The organism is Actinoallomurus iriomotensis, from assembly GCF_030269445.1.
In the GTDB taxonomy this organism is placed as follows: domain Bacteria; phylum Actinomycetota; class Actinomycetes; order Streptosporangiales; family Streptosporangiaceae; genus Actinoallomurus; species Actinoallomurus iriomotensis.
On record NZ_BSTJ01000003.1, the window covers coordinates 643,538 to 659,446 of the forward strand.

At 70.7% G+C, this 15,909-nt stretch carries 14 protein-coding genes; 8 read left to right on the top strand and 6 right to left on the bottom strand.

Annotated elements, in window-relative coordinates:
• Window positions 1-32: 32 nt before the first annotated feature.
• A complete protein-coding gene (locus QSK37_RS15930; RefSeq protein WP_285621239.1) occupies window positions 33-1,583 on the top strand; it encodes an alpha/beta fold hydrolase in 1,551 nt (516 codons plus the stop codon).
• Window positions 1,584-1,655: 72 nt separating this feature from the next.
• Here the strand turns inward: QSK37_RS15930 and QSK37_RS15935 are convergent, their stop codons facing one another.
• Complete coding sequence (locus tag QSK37_RS15935) at window positions 1,656-2,885, bottom strand: GDSL-type esterase/lipase family protein (RefSeq protein ID WP_285621241.1); 1,230 nt, start codon at window positions 2,883-2,885, stop codon at window positions 1,656-1,658.
• Window positions 2,886-3,149: 264 nt separating this feature from the next.
• Here QSK37_RS15935 and QSK37_RS15940 point away from each other — a divergent pair, with 264 nt between their 5' ends.
• Window positions 3,150-4,364, top strand: a complete 1,215-nt coding sequence (locus QSK37_RS15940; RefSeq protein WP_285621243.1) for a cytochrome P450 — start codon at window positions 3,150-3,152, stop codon at window positions 4,362-4,364.
• Between the two features lie 157 nt (window positions 4,365-4,521).
• The gene (locus QSK37_RS15945; RefSeq protein WP_285621246.1) at window positions 4,522-4,818 is read left to right on the top strand and encodes a hypothetical protein; all 297 of its coding nucleotides are present in this window, start codon (window positions 4,522-4,524) and stop codon (window positions 4,816-4,818) included.
• A gap of 11 nt (window positions 4,819-4,829) precedes the next feature.
• Here QSK37_RS15945 and QSK37_RS15950 read toward each other — a convergent pair whose 3' ends face one another.
• A complete protein-coding gene (locus QSK37_RS15950; RefSeq protein WP_285621248.1) occupies window positions 4,830-7,784 on the bottom strand; it encodes an ATP-binding protein in 2,955 nt (984 codons plus the stop codon).
• Between the two features lie 110 nt (window positions 7,785-7,894).
• Between QSK37_RS15950 and QSK37_RS15955 the strand changes: the two genes are divergently transcribed.
• Genes QSK37_RS15955 through QSK37_RS15965 form a run of 3 tightly spaced genes read left to right on the top strand, consistent with a single transcriptional unit; the run spans window position 7,895 to window position 9,879 of the window.
• On the top strand, window positions 7,895-8,497 hold the full coding sequence (locus QSK37_RS15955; protein WP_285621251.1) for a dihydrofolate reductase family protein: 603 nt from the start codon (window positions 7,895-7,897) through the stop codon (window positions 8,495-8,497).
• A gap of 42 nt (window positions 8,498-8,539) precedes the next feature.
• Window positions 8,540-8,962 carry a dihydrofolate reductase family protein gene (locus tag QSK37_RS15960; RefSeq protein WP_285621254.1) on the top strand — a complete coding sequence of 141 codons (423 nt, stop codon included), beginning with the start codon at window positions 8,540-8,542 and terminating at the stop codon, window positions 8,960-8,962.
• Window positions 8,959-9,879: an NAD-dependent epimerase/dehydratase family protein gene (locus QSK37_RS15965; protein WP_285621255.1), complete on the top strand. Its 921-nt coding sequence runs from the start codon at window positions 8,959-8,961 to the stop codon at window positions 9,877-9,879. Before QSK37_RS15960 ends, QSK37_RS15965 begins: the two co-directional genes overlap by 4 nt.
• Before the next feature lie 219 nt (window positions 9,880-10,098).
• On the opposite strand, the gene QSK37_RS15970 is transcribed toward QSK37_RS15965, so the two are convergent.
• The 4 genes from QSK37_RS15970 to QSK37_RS15985 form a co-directional block, all read right to left on the bottom strand.
• Window positions 10,099-11,109 carry a fatty acid desaturase family protein gene (locus QSK37_RS15970; RefSeq protein ID WP_285621258.1) on the bottom strand — a complete coding sequence of 337 codons (1,011 nt, stop codon included), beginning with the start codon at window positions 11,107-11,109 and terminating at the stop codon, window positions 10,099-10,101.
• 36 nt (window positions 11,110-11,145) lie between these two features.
• Complete coding sequence (locus tag QSK37_RS15975) at window positions 11,146-11,853, bottom strand: response regulator (protein ID WP_285621260.1); 708 nt, start codon at window positions 11,851-11,853, stop codon at window positions 11,146-11,148.
• A 9-nt stretch (window positions 11,854-11,862) separates the two neighbouring features.
• The gene (locus tag QSK37_RS15980) at window positions 11,863-13,098 is read right to left on the bottom strand and encodes a sensor histidine kinase (RefSeq protein ID WP_285621262.1); all 1,236 of its coding nucleotides are present in this window, start codon (window positions 13,096-13,098) and stop codon (window positions 11,863-11,865) included.
• A 103-nt stretch (window positions 13,099-13,201) separates the two neighbouring features.
• Window positions 13,202-13,585 carry a hypothetical protein gene (locus QSK37_RS15985; RefSeq protein ID WP_285621263.1) on the bottom strand — a complete coding sequence of 128 codons (384 nt, stop codon included), beginning with the start codon at window positions 13,583-13,585 and terminating at the stop codon, window positions 13,202-13,204.
• A 38-nt stretch (window positions 13,586-13,623) separates the two neighbouring features.
• Between QSK37_RS15985 and QSK37_RS15990 the strand changes: the two genes are divergently transcribed.
• Entirely contained in the window at window positions 13,624-14,217 is a 594-nt protein-coding gene (locus QSK37_RS15990; protein ID WP_285621267.1) for a TetR/AcrR family transcriptional regulator, read from the top strand.
• Entirely contained in the window at window positions 14,214-15,884 is a 1,671-nt protein-coding gene (locus tag QSK37_RS15995; RefSeq protein ID WP_285621269.1) for a serine/threonine-protein kinase, read from the top strand. The genes QSK37_RS15990 and QSK37_RS15995 overlap by 4 nt, the downstream gene beginning before the upstream one ends.
• Window positions 15,885-15,909 lie beyond the last annotated feature (25 nt).

Here is a 15,909-nt window from a genome sequence, read left to right on the forward strand (position 1 = left end):
ATTCGGGTTCCCCGAGAGGAAAGGATCTTCGGATGAGACGTGCGGCAGTCGGGGGCGTGGTTGGCCTGGCCTGCGCGGTGCTGACGCTGGGCAGTACGACACCGGGCATGGCCGTACCGGCCACCGCCGTGGCGAGTCCGCCGGTTTCGGCGGTCGACTGGAGGCCCTGCCCCGCCTATTCCGATGAGGTGATCGCCGGCCTGGGTGCCACCGGCGAGCAGATACCGCGGTTCCGCGCGCAGCTGAAGCGCCTGGAGTGCGGGACGATCAGCGTCCCGCTGGACTACCGCCGCCCGGCGGGCCGGAAGATCAGTATCGCGGTCACCCGGCTGGGCGCCGTGGACCCCGGACACCGGCTCGGCGCGCTGGCGATGGCCCCGGGCGGGCCCGGCGGCAGCGGATATCTCGACCCCATCAGGATGACGCTCAGGAACAAGGAGATCGCCCGGCTCAACGACCGGTACGACCTCATCGGCTTCGATCCCCGTGGGGTGAACTACAGCACCAAGACCAGCTGCGAGGGTGCGCCGCCTCCCCATGTGGGACCCGGACCGCTGACCAAGGCGTCGGCCAAGCGGATCTACGAGGCCATGGCGGCGGACAACACCGCCTGCGGGCGGTCCGATCCGGCCTTCCTCGGGCAGCTCACCACCGCGAACGTGGCCCGGGACCTGGATCGGGTGCGGGCCGCGCTCGGTGAGCGCAGGCTCAACATCCTCGGCTTCTCTTGGGGCACCTGGCTCGGCGCGGTGTATCGCAGCCTCTTCCCCGGCCGTACGGGGCGCGTCTTCCTGGACAGCCCGGCGCCGCCGTACACCAGCTTCGCCGAGCATGACGAGGGAGTCGCCGAGGCCACGGAGCGGAACTTCGCGCGTATGGCGGCGTGGCTCGCGCGCTATGACACGACGTACGGGCTGGGCACCACCGCACAGCAGGTGCGGGCCGCGGTCCTGAAGCTGCGCCACGACTATGACGCCGCCCCCAAGACGTTCACGGACCTGAAGGCGACCATCGACGGCGCCTCGATCGCCCAGCTGGCAGGCAAGACCTCACCCGAATGGCCGCAGGCCGGCCGGGCGCTCGCCGAGCTGCGGGGCGCGACCGGCTCCCAGGCGCCGCCCACCGTCAAAGAGATCTTCGGCGCCGAACCGGCCCCGCCCGTTCCCGGCGCACCCGAGATGACGAACATGACGATGAACCGGGCGACCATCTGCAATGAGGATCAGAGCCGGCTCGGCTTCTCCGCCGCCTGGGCCGTCTACCAGAAGCGCCTCGAGCGTGAGCCGGTGACGGCCTTCTACTTCGGCGCCGGATGCGCCGGCTGGCCGCTGCCCGCACAACAGACCCGGGTACACCGCACCGGAGGTTCGCTGGTGTTGTCCGGGCACCGTTACGACACCATGTCCGCCTACAAGTGGACCCTGCAGACGCAGGCCGCCATCGGCGGCAAGGTCTACACCGTCGACGACGACGTCCACGTATCGGCCACACGCGTGCCCGAATGCGCCGTGGACGTGGTGGCCTACTTCACCACCGGACGAATCGACAACGGCTGCGACGGAGAGCCGGTGCCGACCCCCTAGGAGGCGCGCCAAGTGTGACCACTCTCCGGCGGCCGCGGTGGGCGCGGGTGCCCACCGCGGCCGCCGGACCGCTCAGCAGGTCAGCCGGCGCAGGTCGATCGAGTCGGCGACGGCCCGGTAGCCGGCGTCGCTGAGGTGAATGTGGTCGCCGGAGTCGTACGGTGCGGCCAACCGGGTGGCGTCGCCGCGATCGCGGACGACGGCGTCGAAGTCGAAGACCGCGTCGAAGTCGCCGGTGGTTCGCAGGTATCGGTTGATCTCGTTGCGGGTCGCCTCCCGATCGGCGTCGTCGAGGTTCGCCGGAGTGATGGTGGCGGCGAAGACGCACTTGCCCATGGCGTGCGCCTGTTCCACGATCTGCCGGTCGGCGGCGATCAGATCGTCGGCGGAGACGCCGCCGCTGACGTCGTTGATCCCCTCGAAGAGGAAGACCGAGCCGATTCCCGGTTTCGTGAGCACGTCGCGCACGAGCCGGGTCTGGCCGGGCAGGCCGGTGCTGCCGCCACCCGAGGTGACCCGGTTGCCGGAGATGCCCTCGTTCGCGATGCCGAACTGTTTCACGTCCGGGAGCCGCTCGACCCGAGCGGCCAGTTCGTCGGTCCAGCGATGGTTGGCGTTGATGGTCGATCCGACGCCGTCGGTGATCGAGTCGCCGAGTGCGGCCATGGTGCCCACACGTGTCGGCGCGTCGAGCGTGATCGCGTCGAGGAAGAACCAGTTGGCGTCCTGGGTGCCGAAGTGGTCGGCGGACTCATCGGCCGCCCAGTCACCGGTGCCGGACTTGAAGGTGTACTGCATCGTCCGGTTATGGGCGGTGATCACGCTCGCGGTTCCCTTCAGCGCCAGCGAGACCGAGAGATCGGCGCCCGGCGCGACCGTCCCGGGCAGCCGATCGCTGAGCACCACGCCACCGGCGGGGATGGTCACCGACGTCTTCCCGCCGAAGGTGATCCGGCGATTGCTGCCCGGCACGATCGCGGCCGAGTCCGACGCCGTCGGCGTACCGATGTAGGCGGAGGAGAAGGTGATGGCCGAGGTCCCGAAGTTGTTCGACAACCGGATACGGAGGTTGCCACCGCCGATCGTGGTGTGCACGACGTTGCGCACGGTAACGTCGATGAGGCTGCCGCCGGCCTTGTCGTCGCTCGCGGCCCAGGTCGTGACGGTGGAGAGCGGCCGACCTTGGGCGGCGTCGGCCGTGGAGCCGGCGAGTGTGCCGGCACCGGCGGCGAACAGGGTCGCCGCCAGCGCGGCCGCGCACCCGGCGACGATGCGCGATCGGACAGACCAGGTCAGTGGCATGGATGTCCTCTCGAATGAGGGAAAGGACCCGGTGTCGGGTCGCCGAACATGTCGATAGTGACCTGGGATTCGACGTCTGATCATGTCCACTTTCGGTCTGGCCGTTATGCCGCGAAGCCTTGCGGATCTCTGCGGAACACCGCGTAGCACGGCGGGCATAACGGCGAAAGCCCCCGGCCGGCCTCAACAAAGTGCACTTCTCAGCCGATCGGCCGCTTGTTACCTTTGACCGACCAGGGCTTCGGCGGCAGTGAGGACCCTCCGATGACCGAACATGGTGAAGCCGGCGTCCAGCAGCCTCTTTCGATCGAGAGGCTCCCGGTGAGCGAGGACCGGGACACCGCCTACGCCATGATCCGCGAGCGCGGACCGGTCACCCGCGTCACCACCGGGGTGGCGGCCATCTCACGCGAGACGGTCGAGTACGTCCTGCGGCATCCGGAGCTCTTCTCCTCCAAGCGGGCGTACGAGAGTGCGGGCAGCCCGGTGCCGATGCTGCCGATCGCGTTCGACCCGCCCGAGCACACCCGCTATCGGCGCCTGCTCCAGCCCCACTTCAGCCCGCGCCGGATCAGGGCGATGGAGCCCGAGATCAGAGCGCTCGCCGTCCGGCTGGTCGGCGAGGTCGCCGACGCGGGCCGCTGCGACTTCGTCTCGAGCATCGCCGTACCGCTGCCGGCGCAGGTGTTCCTGACGATGTTCGGACTCCCGCTCGCCGACCGTGATCGTCTGATCGCCTGGAAGGACGCCATCCTCAGCTCGGCCCCCGAGTTCGGGGCCGAGGCCCCCTCCGAGGCCGCCGCCAAGGCCGGCGGTGAGCTCTTCGGCTACCTGGTCGAGCACATCGCGGCGCGCCGCGCGGAGAGCGGCGGGAACGACCTGCTGGCAGTCCTCCTCGCCGACACCGGTGACGACCGTCTCACCGAGCACGAGCTCCTCGGCATGTGCTTCCAATTCGTCCTCGCGGGGCTCGACACGGTGACCGACGCCCTGTCGAACGCCTTCGCGATCCTGGCCACCCGGCCGGACCTGCGGCGGCAACTCGTCGACGACCCGGAGGTCATCCCTGACGCGATCGAGGAACTCTTACGCATCGACGGCCCGATCCTGACCCTCCCCCGCGTGGCCGTTGAGGACGTGCGGTTGGGCGGCCACCGGGTCACCGCGGGTTCCGCCGTCCACGTCGCCGTCGCGGTCGCCGACCGAGACCCCTCGGAACACGCCGAGCCCGACACGATCGACTTCCACCGCCGCCAGCCCCATCTGGCCTTCGGCATCGGGCCGCACTTCTGCCTCGGTGCTCATCTCGCCCGGCTGGAGATGAAGGCGGTCCTGGAGGAATGGCACCGCCGCATCCCCAGCTACCGGCTCGCCGAGGGGGTTCGCCCAGCGGCCCTCTGGCCGGCCGGACTGGTCGGCGTCGCCGGCCTTCCCCTCGTCTACCCGGCCGACCGAGATGGGCGGGCGGACAGTCGGTGAATGCCCCCGTTGGTCGGTTGTGTACGGGGCGGCCGGCCGAGTACGCGCATCTCTCGCTCTCGACATCGGCGACTTGTCGGCTCATCCAAATAGTGCTGGTTGCATGGCGTGCTTCCATGCGCCCCAAAAGGGCGCGGCACCAAAGGAGGAAACGATCATGCGCAAGAGAAATCTCACTCTGGCTCTCGCCGACGCCACCCTGTTCGGATCGGTGGCCCTGACGCCCGGCGTGACGCCCCACGCCAACGCCGCACAGAGCGCCGGCACAGCGACCGTAACGGCATCGCACAATGCGAAGAAGCCCGTACCGCCCGCGACCGAGGAGGATTACCACCGCGGCTACAGGAGCGGACGGTCGGACGCGAGGAGCGGCGGCTACAACCGCGATGTCGGTGGCGAACCCGCCGACTATCAGTCCGGCTGGGGGGACGGATTCGCCGACGGAGGATGCTGACACGCGTTATATCAAAACTGCGGAATGAGGCTGGTCCGCATGTGTTGGCCAGCCTCCCGCGCCCTGAATCCCAGTCCTGTCAGTTCACATAAGTCCGTAACGCCGTCGTCCAGGAGGCCGTTATCGCGGGCCTTGGCGGCGGCCTGCGTACGGGACACGGCACCGAGCTTGGCGAGGACCCTGGTCACGTGGGTGGCGACGGTGTTGACGGAGATGAACAGCTCCGTGGCGATCTGCTGGTTCGACCGTCCATGTGCCAGGAGGCGCAGCACGTCGAGTTCGCGGCGGGTCAGGCCGAAGGGGTTGCCGCAGGCGCCGTCGGCGGTGTCGGTGAGCCGCCCGCGGGCGGCGAGGTCGTCGATGCGCGCCAGCAGCGGAGCGGCGCCCAGCTCGGTGGCGATGACGCGTGCCTCGCGCAACCGGGATTGGGCTCCGGGACGGTTGTTGGACGCGAGCGCCGCGGCCACGCCCTCCACCAGAACCACGGCGGTCTCGTAGCGGTTGCCGAGGTCACGCCAGGCCGCGGCCGCCTCGTCCCAGGCGGGCAGTTCACCGCCCGCTGTGAGCGCCCGGAAGGTGAGGCGGAACGCGTCGATCACCGGTGTGGTGGTGCGCACCGAGCCGAGCATGCATGTGAGTTTCGCGAGCCGGTCCGCGGTTTCGCTCGCGACCTTCCGGTTTCGCGGCGCGGCCGCTCGCCGGGCCCGCTGTACCCGTGCCCCCAACACCGCCAGCCGCGCCGTCTCGTGCGGAGGCCAGGCGTCCGGTGCCGTCGCCAGGTGCTCGCCCACGATCAGATCCGCCGTGTCGAAGGCGTCCTGGTCGACCGCCTGCGTGATGCGCAGCAGCGCCAGCCAGGACTTCGTCTCTGCCGTCCCGGCGGTGTGCATGGCGAACTGCGTGATCTGACGCAGCAGCGTCGCGCCTCGTTCGCTCTGGCCACGCCGCTGTGCGATGTCCGCGGCGGCCAAGCGCAGATACGCGGCGTACAGCGGGGGTGGCACCAGAGTGAGGGCGTCGTCGATGACCCGCAGGGCCTCGTCCCAGCGTCCCAGCAAGCCCAGGGGAATGGCGCGGGCCGCGGCGAGCATGCTGCCGCGGGACCGGGCCTGGCCGAGCCGTTCGGCGGCCCGCTGCCCGGTGCGGGCGAGTTCGACCGCCTCCTCGTACCAGCCGGCGTCGGACAGAAAGCTCGACTCCCATTGGAAGGTGGTCAGGAATATGTACGCGTCGCCCGCCGCGTCGGCGGCACCGCGGGCCTCGGCGAAGGCACTGCCCGCCTGCTCCGGGTCGCCGAGCGTGCCGTGGAGTGCGCCCAGCACCAGCAGCGCGGGCGCGCGCAGGGCGTCGTCACCGAGCCGCTCGGCGATGTCCAGGGCCTCCGTGGCGTGCCGCCGGAGGGCGTCGAGATCGAGCGCCATGAACTCGGCGAACGCCAGGGCGGACAGCAGGCGGCCGCGCAGTGCGTCCGACGACCCGGGCGGCACCAGGGCGACCGCCCGTTCCAGGTCGTCGTGTCCCCCGCCGTCGATACGGCTCTGCAACCGGCCACGCAGTCCGAGCAGCCGGGCCGCTCGCTCCGGCTCGGCCGCCGGGTCCAGCTCGTCCAGGGCGGCCGTGCCGTACGTCACGCCGGCGGCCGATCGGCCCGCGGCGAACGCCGCCGTGGCCGCTCGTTCGAGCACGACCGTACGGTCGGCGCCGATGAGCTTGACCGGCTCCGGCACCTTCGCCCACTGATTCAGGACCAGCTCCAGCAGATGGAACTGCTCGTCGTAGGCGTTCTGCCGCCCGGCACGGTCGGCCGCGTGCCACGCGGCGGGCAGCGCCCGCTCGAACTCGCCCGCGGCCGTCCAGTGGTCGGCCAGGGCCATGCCGCCCTCGCTACGCTCGGCGAGCGCGGCGGCGTACCGGCCGTGCATGCGCCGCCGCCGGGTCGGCGGCAGCGCGTCGTAGACCGTCTCGCGGATGAGGTCGTGCCGGATCGCGTACCCGTTCTCCCGCGCCACGACCAGTTCCCGTCCGATCAGGTCGTCGAGGGCGTCCCGGAGCCGGTGATCGGGCTCGCCGGCGACCGTGTGGACGAGGTCGTCGGTCAGCTCGGCGCCCGCGACCGCCATGGCTTCCAACGCCTCGCGGGCCGGGGCCGGCAGGTCGGTGATCCGGGCGAGCAGGAGCGTTCGCAGGTCGCCCGACGGCACCTCGTCCGCGGTGCTCAGCGCCTCGACGAACAGTGGGTTCCCGCCGCTGCGCCGGTGGATCCGGACGCTGCGCGCCGGGTCCGGCGGCTGCCCGTCGACGGCCGCGAGAAGCGCGGCGACGTGCCGGTGCTCCAGCGGGCCGAGGGCGATGCGCCTCACCGCGCCGCTGCGGCCCAGCTCCGCCAGCATCCGCCGGGCCGGCTGCCCGGTGGTCCGCTCGCCGGTGCGGACGGTGCCGACCAGCAACACGGCGACGCCGGTCAGATTGCGGGCCAGGTAGGCGAACAACTCACGGCTCGACGCGTCCGCCCAATGCAGGTCCTCGACCACCACGGCCACGGGCCGTACCTCCGCCACCCGGCCCAGCAGCGTCAGCGTCTCCTCCAGCAACCGGGTCGGCCCGTACCGCGCCGGCGCCGGACCCAGATCCGGCAGCCAGTCGCCGAGCGCGGCACCGCCCGACGGCAGCAGCGCCGCCACCCGGTCGCGCCCGAACCGGCGCACCAGATCGCGCAGGACCGCGACGAACGGCACATACGGGGCGCCCTCCGAGCCGAGTTCGAGGCACCCGCCGGACACCACCAGCGGATCGCCGGGCAACTCCCGCACCGCCGCGGCGACCAGCCGTGACTTGCCGATGCCCGCCTCACCGGAGACCAGGACCGTCCCCGGGTGGCCCGCCCGGGCCCGCTCGTAGGCCTCGCGCAGCACGGCGATCTCGTCGTTCCGCCCGACCAGCACCGGGCTGACGACCGAACCCGTCATGCCGCTCCCCCCAAAGCCCGGACCGAATGTCACCAACTCTGACGACGACAGCCTGCCACCGGTGCCACCAGGCTGAACGGGTGATTCCGACAACCGAAAGGAACCGTCCGATGACCGGAGACAACGCCCGCCGTACCGTCACCGCCAACATCACGCTGTCCCTGGACGGCCGTGTGAGCGGCCCCGGCGGCGAATACGACATGAGCTGGATCGCGCCGCACGCCATCACTCCCAAGTCCCGCGACCACATGGTGTCGGTGACCGGCGCGGCGACCACCGCCCTGCTCGGCCGCAAGAACTACGAGGGCTTCGCCGGGTTCTGGCCCGCCGTCGCCGACGACGAGGGCGCCGACCCGCGAGACCGGGAGTTCTCCCGCTGGCTCAACGCGGTCGAGAAGGTCGTCTTCTCCACCACCCTAAAGGGGGCCGCCTGGGACAACGCGCGCATCGCCGACAGCGACCCGGTCACGACGGTCAAGCAGCTGCGCGAGCAGGAGGGCGGCGACATCATCATCCTGGCCAGCGCCAGTGTGATCCGTAGCCTCCTCCAGGCGGGAGAAGTGGACCGGCTGAGCATCACGCTGTGTCCCGAACTCGTCGGCGGCGGTGCCCGGCTGTTCACCGACGGCCCGTCCGCGTCGTGGGCGCTGACCTCCAGCGAAGTCACCGAAAGCGGCGCGATCTGCCTCCTGTACGACCGGGTCGGAGACTGAACCCTCGACTCCCCAAGCTTTGTGATCAACAGCGAGGAAAGCATGAGCAAGGTTTTCAGCGCCCACGCCGTCTCGGCCGACGGCTACATCAGTGGTCGCACCCCCGACGCCGATGAGGAGTACGGCGGCGATGGCCCGCATCCGACGGCGCCGTTGTTCGTCCTCAGCCACCGGCCCGCGCCCGAGATCAGCGAGAGGCAGACGCTCGTCACCGACATCGAGACCGCGATCGCGGCGGCCCGCGAGGCCGCCGGGGACAAGGACGTCGCCCTCATGGGCGGCGGCGTGGTGACCGCCGCGCTGGAGGCGGACCTCCTCGACGAGGTGATCCTCCACCAGGTACCGGTCCTGCTGGGCGCCGGTCGCAGCTTCTTCCACGAGCTCCCGGAGCACGTGCGACTCCGTCTGCTGGAGGCCGTCCCGGCGCCCGGCGTGACCCACCTGCGCTACGAGGTGGTCCGATGATCCTCGTCACCGGAGGGCTGGGCATGATCGGCGCCCACACCGCCCGCGCACTCGTCGACCTCGGACACGAGGTCGTCGTCACCGCGCACCGCCGGACCGAGGTCCCGTCGTTCCTGGCCGGCCGGGTCAGCGTGGAACCCCTCGACGTCACCGACCGGGACGCCTTCCTCGCCCTCGGCGAGCGCCACGCCATCAGCGACATCGTCCACCTCGCCGGCACCATCCCCGGTCAGGACCCGGTCCGCTACTTCCGTACGGACACGACCGGCCTGCTCAACGCGCTGGAGGCCGCCCGCACCTGGGGCGTGCGCAGATTCGCCGTCGCCAGCAGCATCGGCGTCTACATCGGCCGGACCGAGACCCGCTGGCACGAGGAACTCGCGCTGCCCGCCGCGGAGCTGCCGCACCTGATCGTCGCCTTCAAGAAGGCCGTCGAGCCACTCACCACGCACAGTCTCCAGGGCAGCGGCGTCCAGCCGGTCGTACTCCGGATCGGGAGCATCTGGGGACCGCTGATGGACCCGGAGTCACCGTTCAACCCCATCCCGCCGTACATCAGTGCCGCGCTCCGCGGTGAGGAGCCACAGCCGCTGTACGCCGACGACGGCGGCGACAGCTGCTACGCACCCGACGCCGGACGCGCGATCGCCCTGCTGACGACCGCGGAAACCCTCCGGCACGACACCTACAACGTCTCCCGCGGCCGGCCGTTCACCAACCGCGAGCTCGCGGACGCCGTACGGACGATCACTCCCGACCTGCGACTCGAGCTCCTGCCCGGACGGCAGGGCGGCCTCGGCGACAACCCCTACCTCGACACCACGCGGCTGACCCATGACACCGGCTTCGCACCGACCTTCGACATCGCCACGGCGGTCGCCGACTACGTCGCCTGGCGCGCCGACAACCCCCGCTGAAGGAGCTTGACCGCCAGAAGCTCAGCGAGACGCTCGGCTGGGCCATCCCAGCCGAGCGTTCCCTCCCTCACCTGGTCTCGAGGGGGGGCGAGCTGCCAGCCGTTGGCCGCGTCGGTTCGATCGGCCGCGTACCGCTGCCAGGGGGCGAAAGCGCAGGCGGCCGGTTCGGGCCGGTGGGCCCGAACCGGCCGGCCCGAAGGCGGTCGTTGGCGCTTTCCGTCAGTGCGCGCCGACCTCATCGAGGTGCTTGAGCGCGATCCGGTACGACTCGATCAATCCCGCCTCGGTGTACTTGATGCCGTGTTCGAGGCAGTAGTCGCGGACGATCGGCTGGGCGCGGCGCAGCGCGGGCCGGGGCATCGACGGGAACAGGTGGTGTTCGACCTGGTAGTTCAACCCGCCGAGCAGGAAGGCGATCAGCCGCCCGCCGCGCACGTTGCGAGACGTCAGCACCTGCCTCCGCAGGAAGTCGATCTTGTCGTCCTCACCGAAGATGGGCATGCCCTTGTGGTTCGGCGCGAACGTGGCGCCCATGTACAGCCCCCACACCGCCTTGTGCAGGAGCAGGAACGCGATCGCCTTGCTCGGCGGCAGTACCCAGAACAGCGCGCCCACGTAGACGATGCCGTGCGTGGTCAGCGCCACGGCCTCGGGCCAGCGTCGCCGCGACATCGCCCTGACGCTGGACACGTGCAGGTTCAGGCCTTCGAGCAGCAGCAGCGGGAAGAACAGCCATCCCTGCAGGCTGGCGAACGCGCGGGCGAAGCCGCTTCGCCGCGCGGCCTGCTCCGGCGTCCAGACGATGACGCCGTCGCCGATGTCCGGGTCCTGGCCGACGTGGTTGGGATGGCTGTGGTGCCGGTTGTGCTTGTCCACCCACCAACCTCGGCTCACCCCGATCGCCAGGTTGCCGCAGACCACCCCGCCGACCGTGGTGGCACGGCGCTTGGCGAACACCTGGTGATGCCCGATGTCGTGGCCGAGGAAGGCGATGTGCGTCCAGATCAGCCCCAGGTACGCGGCCACCGCGAGCTGCCACCACGAGTTACCTACCAGGGCGAACGCCGTCCACCCACCCGCGAACAGCACAGCGTCGACGATCATCTTCATCGTGTAGTAGCCGGGTCTGCGGCGCAGCAAGCCACGCTCTCGAACCAGCCGGGACAGTCTCGCGTAGTCGCTGCCGCGTGCCGTGGTGTCGCTGGCGCGTGCCGTGATGGTCTGCGTCATGTCCGCGAGGCTAGGGACGCCGCGCCCGAAAGCGCCTCACCCGCAGGGAGGGGTGCTCCTCTCACTCTCAGGTACCGGATCCCGGCCGGTGAGTCCGTTCTCGTACGCGTAGACGACGGCCTGGGTACGATCGCGCAGGGAGAGCTTGGTGAGCACGTTACCCACGTGCGACTTGACGGTCTGCTCGGCCAGGTACAACTCGCCCGCGATCTCCGCGTTGGACAGCCCACGCGCTATCAGCCGCAGCACGTCGCCCTCGCGCGGGGTAAGGCCGGCCAGCGCGTCCTGCCTCGGCCGTTCGTGGCGGCGCCGGCGCGCGAAGTCACCGATCACCCGCCGCGTCACCGAGGGTGCGAGCAGGGCCTCGCCGGCGGCGACCACGCGTACGCCGGTGATCAGGTCCGCGGCGGGGGCGTCCTTCAGCAGGAATCCGCTGGCCCCGGCGCCGAGCGCCTCGTAGACGTACTCGTCGAGGTCGAACGTTGTCAGCACCAGCACCCGCGGACCCGGGGTATCCGGATCTCGGTCGCGCATGATCTCAGCGGTCGCCGCGAGCCCGTCCATCTCCGGCATCCGGATGTCCATGACCACGACATCGGGCACCAGACTGCGGGTCAGCTCGACGGCCTCCCGGCCGTTCGCCGCCTCCCCGACGACCTCGACGTCCGGGGCGGCGGACAGCAGGGAGACCAGCCCGTCCCGGATCATCTCCTGGTCGTCGGCGATCAGCACGCGGATCGTCATGGCAAGACCCTATTCGGGCCTGGCGTACGGTAGCTCCGCGGCGACCGAAAAGCCGTCCCCGGCCGGCCCCGCGGTGAGGGTGCCACCGAGCATGGTGACCCGCTCGCGCACGCCGACCAGGCCATGGCCGCCGCCCGGCTCCGAGGTCACCTCGCCCGCAGAGCCGTCGTCGCTGACCGAGACCGTCAGGGCCCGCGCGCCGTACCGCACCCGTACCCGCACCCGCGAGCCGGGCGCGTACCGGCAGGCGTTGCTCAGCGCCTCCTGCACGATCCGGAACGCGGACAGATCGACCCCGGCCGACAGCCGCCGCGGCATCCCGTCGATGCGCGCGTCCACGTCCAGCCCGGCGTGGCGGGCACGCTCGACCAGCTCGTCCAGGCGGTCCAGCCCGGGCTGCGGCAGCCGTTCGGCCGTCTCGTCCTCCTCGCGGAGCAGGCCCACGACTCGCCTGGTCTCGGCCAGCGCCTCCCGCGCCGCGTCCCGGATCAGCCCGAACTTGCCCAGCGCCGCGTCCGGCAGATCGTGGATCTTGTACGGCGCCGCCTCGGACTGCAGGACGATCACCGACATGTGATGGGCGACGACGTCGTGCAACTCGCGGGCGATGCGGGCGCGCTCCTCCAGGACGGCCTGCCGTGCCCGGTCGCGCTCGTGCAGCGCCGCCTGCTCCGCCAGTCGCGCCTCGGCGGCGTACCGGCCGCTGAGCGCATCGGCGAAGATCAAGACGAAGCCGATGATCCCACACAGGATCAGCGCGAACCAGAACGGCATCTTCGAGACCGGCACGGCGGGCAGCACGACGATCACCGCGGTGATCATGCCCGCGGCGGCGGAGGTCCGCCGCTCGCAACAGACACCGACCTGGAACAGCACCACCACCATGGCCAGCCACGTGGTCACCGGCCACGGCCAGATCCCGCCGGTGGACCCGATGGACAGGTTGCCCGCGACCATCGCCAGCGCCATGATCCGCCACGAACCGAGCGGCCACCGCAGGGCCCCGGCCAGCGGCACGGCCTGCGCCAGGCCGAGCAGGGCCGCCAGGTTGCCGTTGACGTGCATGGACACGATCATGATCGCGATGGCACCCGCGCTGAACCCGATCGCCATGGCGCCCAGGAGCGCCGTCACGACCGCCGGCCAGACGGGCCCCCGCTGCCAGCGCCATCGGCGCCCCGCCCGCGCCGGCGCTCGGAGCACGGCGTCGATCAGCGCTCCCACCAGAGCCGCGTCGTCAGTCACCCCCCGAGCGTAGGCGTCCGAGCGCGCTCAGCGCCGCCGGGTCGGCGAGGTCCGGATCGTCCTCCTGGCGGTCGCCGTCCACGCCGGGCGGCTCGACGGCCTCTCAACCGTTGCCGTCGGCGGTGCGGCCGAGTTGGTCGATGCGCCGTACCCGCCCGTCTTCGGCGACCTCACCGATCAGGATCCACTCGATCACCAGGTGTCCGAGCTTGCGGTGATCGGTGATGAGGTGGCAGCGGGCCGCGAAGCGGTGGCCGTCGACGAGGAGGTCGTCAATGCGCATCTCGATGGCGGTGACGTTCCTACGGGCCGGCGGCGCGTGCGCGATCAGCCGGTCGCGGGTGAGCTCGGTGCCGTCGGTCACCCAGATCGCATCGTCGGTCAGGGTGCGGTTCACGATCTGTGCCGGGTCCTCCTCGGAGAGGGCCATGTCACGGGTGTAGTCGATCAGAAGGCGGCGCGCCGCCGCCACTGTTATCTCTGACATGCCTGTCATATTTAGCTGGGCCGCTATAGTTGTCAACCGTGTCAGAGATAAGGCGCCGTCGGCAGCGGGTCGAGGTCGGACGTAACCGTGCCGCGCTGGTCTCGGCGGCGATCCGGATGCTCGCCGAGCGTCCGGAGGCGAGCATGGCCGAGATCGCGTCCGTGGCCGGCGTGGCGCGGCAGACCGCGTATGCGCACTTCGGCACTCGCGAGGCGCTCCTTAAAGAGGTACGCGACGAGTTGAGCCGCCGGGCGATCGCCGTCTTGGACTCCGCCGACCTGGAGACCGGCACCGCCACCGAGGCTCTGGGCCGGTTCCTGGACGCGGCCGGAACCCTGCTGGCCGAGCAGGCGGCGACACCCGGGCACGAGGCCGGCGACACGACGGAGGAGGCGAATCGACATCTGCCCGTCGAGGAGCGCCTGGCGGCACTGATCCGCCGCGGCCGCGACCGCGGCGAGTTCGCGACCGACCTGGAGACCGGTTGGCTGATCGCCGCGACGATCGCGCTCGGCCACGCCGCCGACCATCAGATCCGCGCCGGCCGCCTGAACGCACGAGCCGCGGCGATTCAGTTCCGTACGTCGGTGATGCGCTTGTACGGCGCGACCGACCCCGGCCATGCACGGTGACGGGCCGGCGATCAGAGCCCCTCAGTTCCCGCACACTTCTTGGCGCATATCTCGGATTATCCGCGTCCGGCCGAATGGCGCATGAGCGATATCGTCCCGCCATGGGTTCCGCGGAACGGACTATCGCAGGGCGTTACCGGCTGCTGGACGCGCTCGGTCGCGGCGGGATGGGGATCGTCTGGCGCGCCCGGGACGAATATCTCCAGCGTGACGTCGCGGTGAAGGAGATCCTGCTTCCCGGCGGTCTGGATGACGCATCCCGGGCAGGTCTGCTTGAGCGATTCGTTCGTGAGGCCAGGGCCGCCGCTCACCTTGATCATCCGGCGATCATCAGCGTCTACGACGTGGTCACCGAGGACGACCTGCCGTGGATCGTCATGCGGCTCGTACGCGGCAGGTCCCTCGACCAGTTGGTCGGCGAGCACGGCCCGCTCCCCGCGGAACGCGTCGCGGCGATCGGCCTGCAGATGCTCGACGCGCTGGACACCGCGCACGCTGCGGGGATCCTGCACCGGGACGTCACACCGAGAAACGTGTTGGTCGGCGATGACGATCGCATCGTCCTGACCGACTTCGGCATCGCGGCGATGGCGGGCGCGACCGCGCTGACCCAGACCGGGGCGCTGATCGGATCTCCGGGGTACATGGCGCCGGAACGCCTACGCGGACGCCCGGCCGGCCCCGAGTCGGACCTGTGGTCGCTTGGCGCCGTGCTCTACTTCGCCGTCGAGGGCAGGCGCGCCTACATCGCCGATGAGATCCCCGCGCTGATCGGCATGGTCCTCACCGAGGAACCTGAACCGCCGACTCAGGCCGGCCCCCTCGCGCCGATCCTGAAGGGTCTCCTGATCAAGGATCCGGCCACACGGCTGGGCGCCGAGGCCACACGGCGAGGGCTGCGAGCGGTCACCGAAGCGAGCGACGCCGCAGGCCGCCCGCCGGCGGAGCACGCCACGTACGGGGCGCCGGAGCGGCCTTACGGTCCGGTGCCGGTAGCGGCCGCATACTCCGGCGGCCGGCCTCCAGGGGGTCCCTACAGGGCGGGAGCCGTCGCGGGACCTTCCATTCCCCCTCCCCCCGCGTTCGTTCCGGGCACGCGCCCGATCAGGGCGAACGTCTCGGCGAAGCTGCCGACGATCGCCCTGATCTGCGCACTCGTGGTCCTCCTGGGGGTGGCCGGCGTTGTGGTGAACCTGGCCTGGAACCCGTTCCGCATCGTCGGCGAGGGGAGGTTCTCCGCGGCTCCGGCCTGCGGTGGGATCACCTCGGCCGCCCTCGACAAGGCGATCCCGCAGCCGCGTCATGCGGTCGGCGGCCACTGCGAATGGTGGAGTCTGGCCAATGGGAACCTCGACCTCCAGATCCTGTCCACCACCCGGTACGCCCGGTCCTGGTGGCATTCGGCGGAGGACCGTGCGCACTCCGGGATGACCAGGCTTCGCTCTGATGACCCGTTGATGGAGGAGATGGTCGTCGGCGACGAGAAGGCCGTCATCAGGCAATCCGGCGAAGAGTCGAACGGCAGCGGCACGGTCGTCCTCTGGTTCCGGGTGAGCAACCTCATCGTGAAGCTGATGCTCACCGACCCGAAGGGCTCGGCGACCGCGTACTTCGGGGCGATCGGTGCTGGGCGCGAAATTGCCCGATCCCTCGCGAAACACCGCTGACCGGCAGCTCCGCTTACCCTCTTAC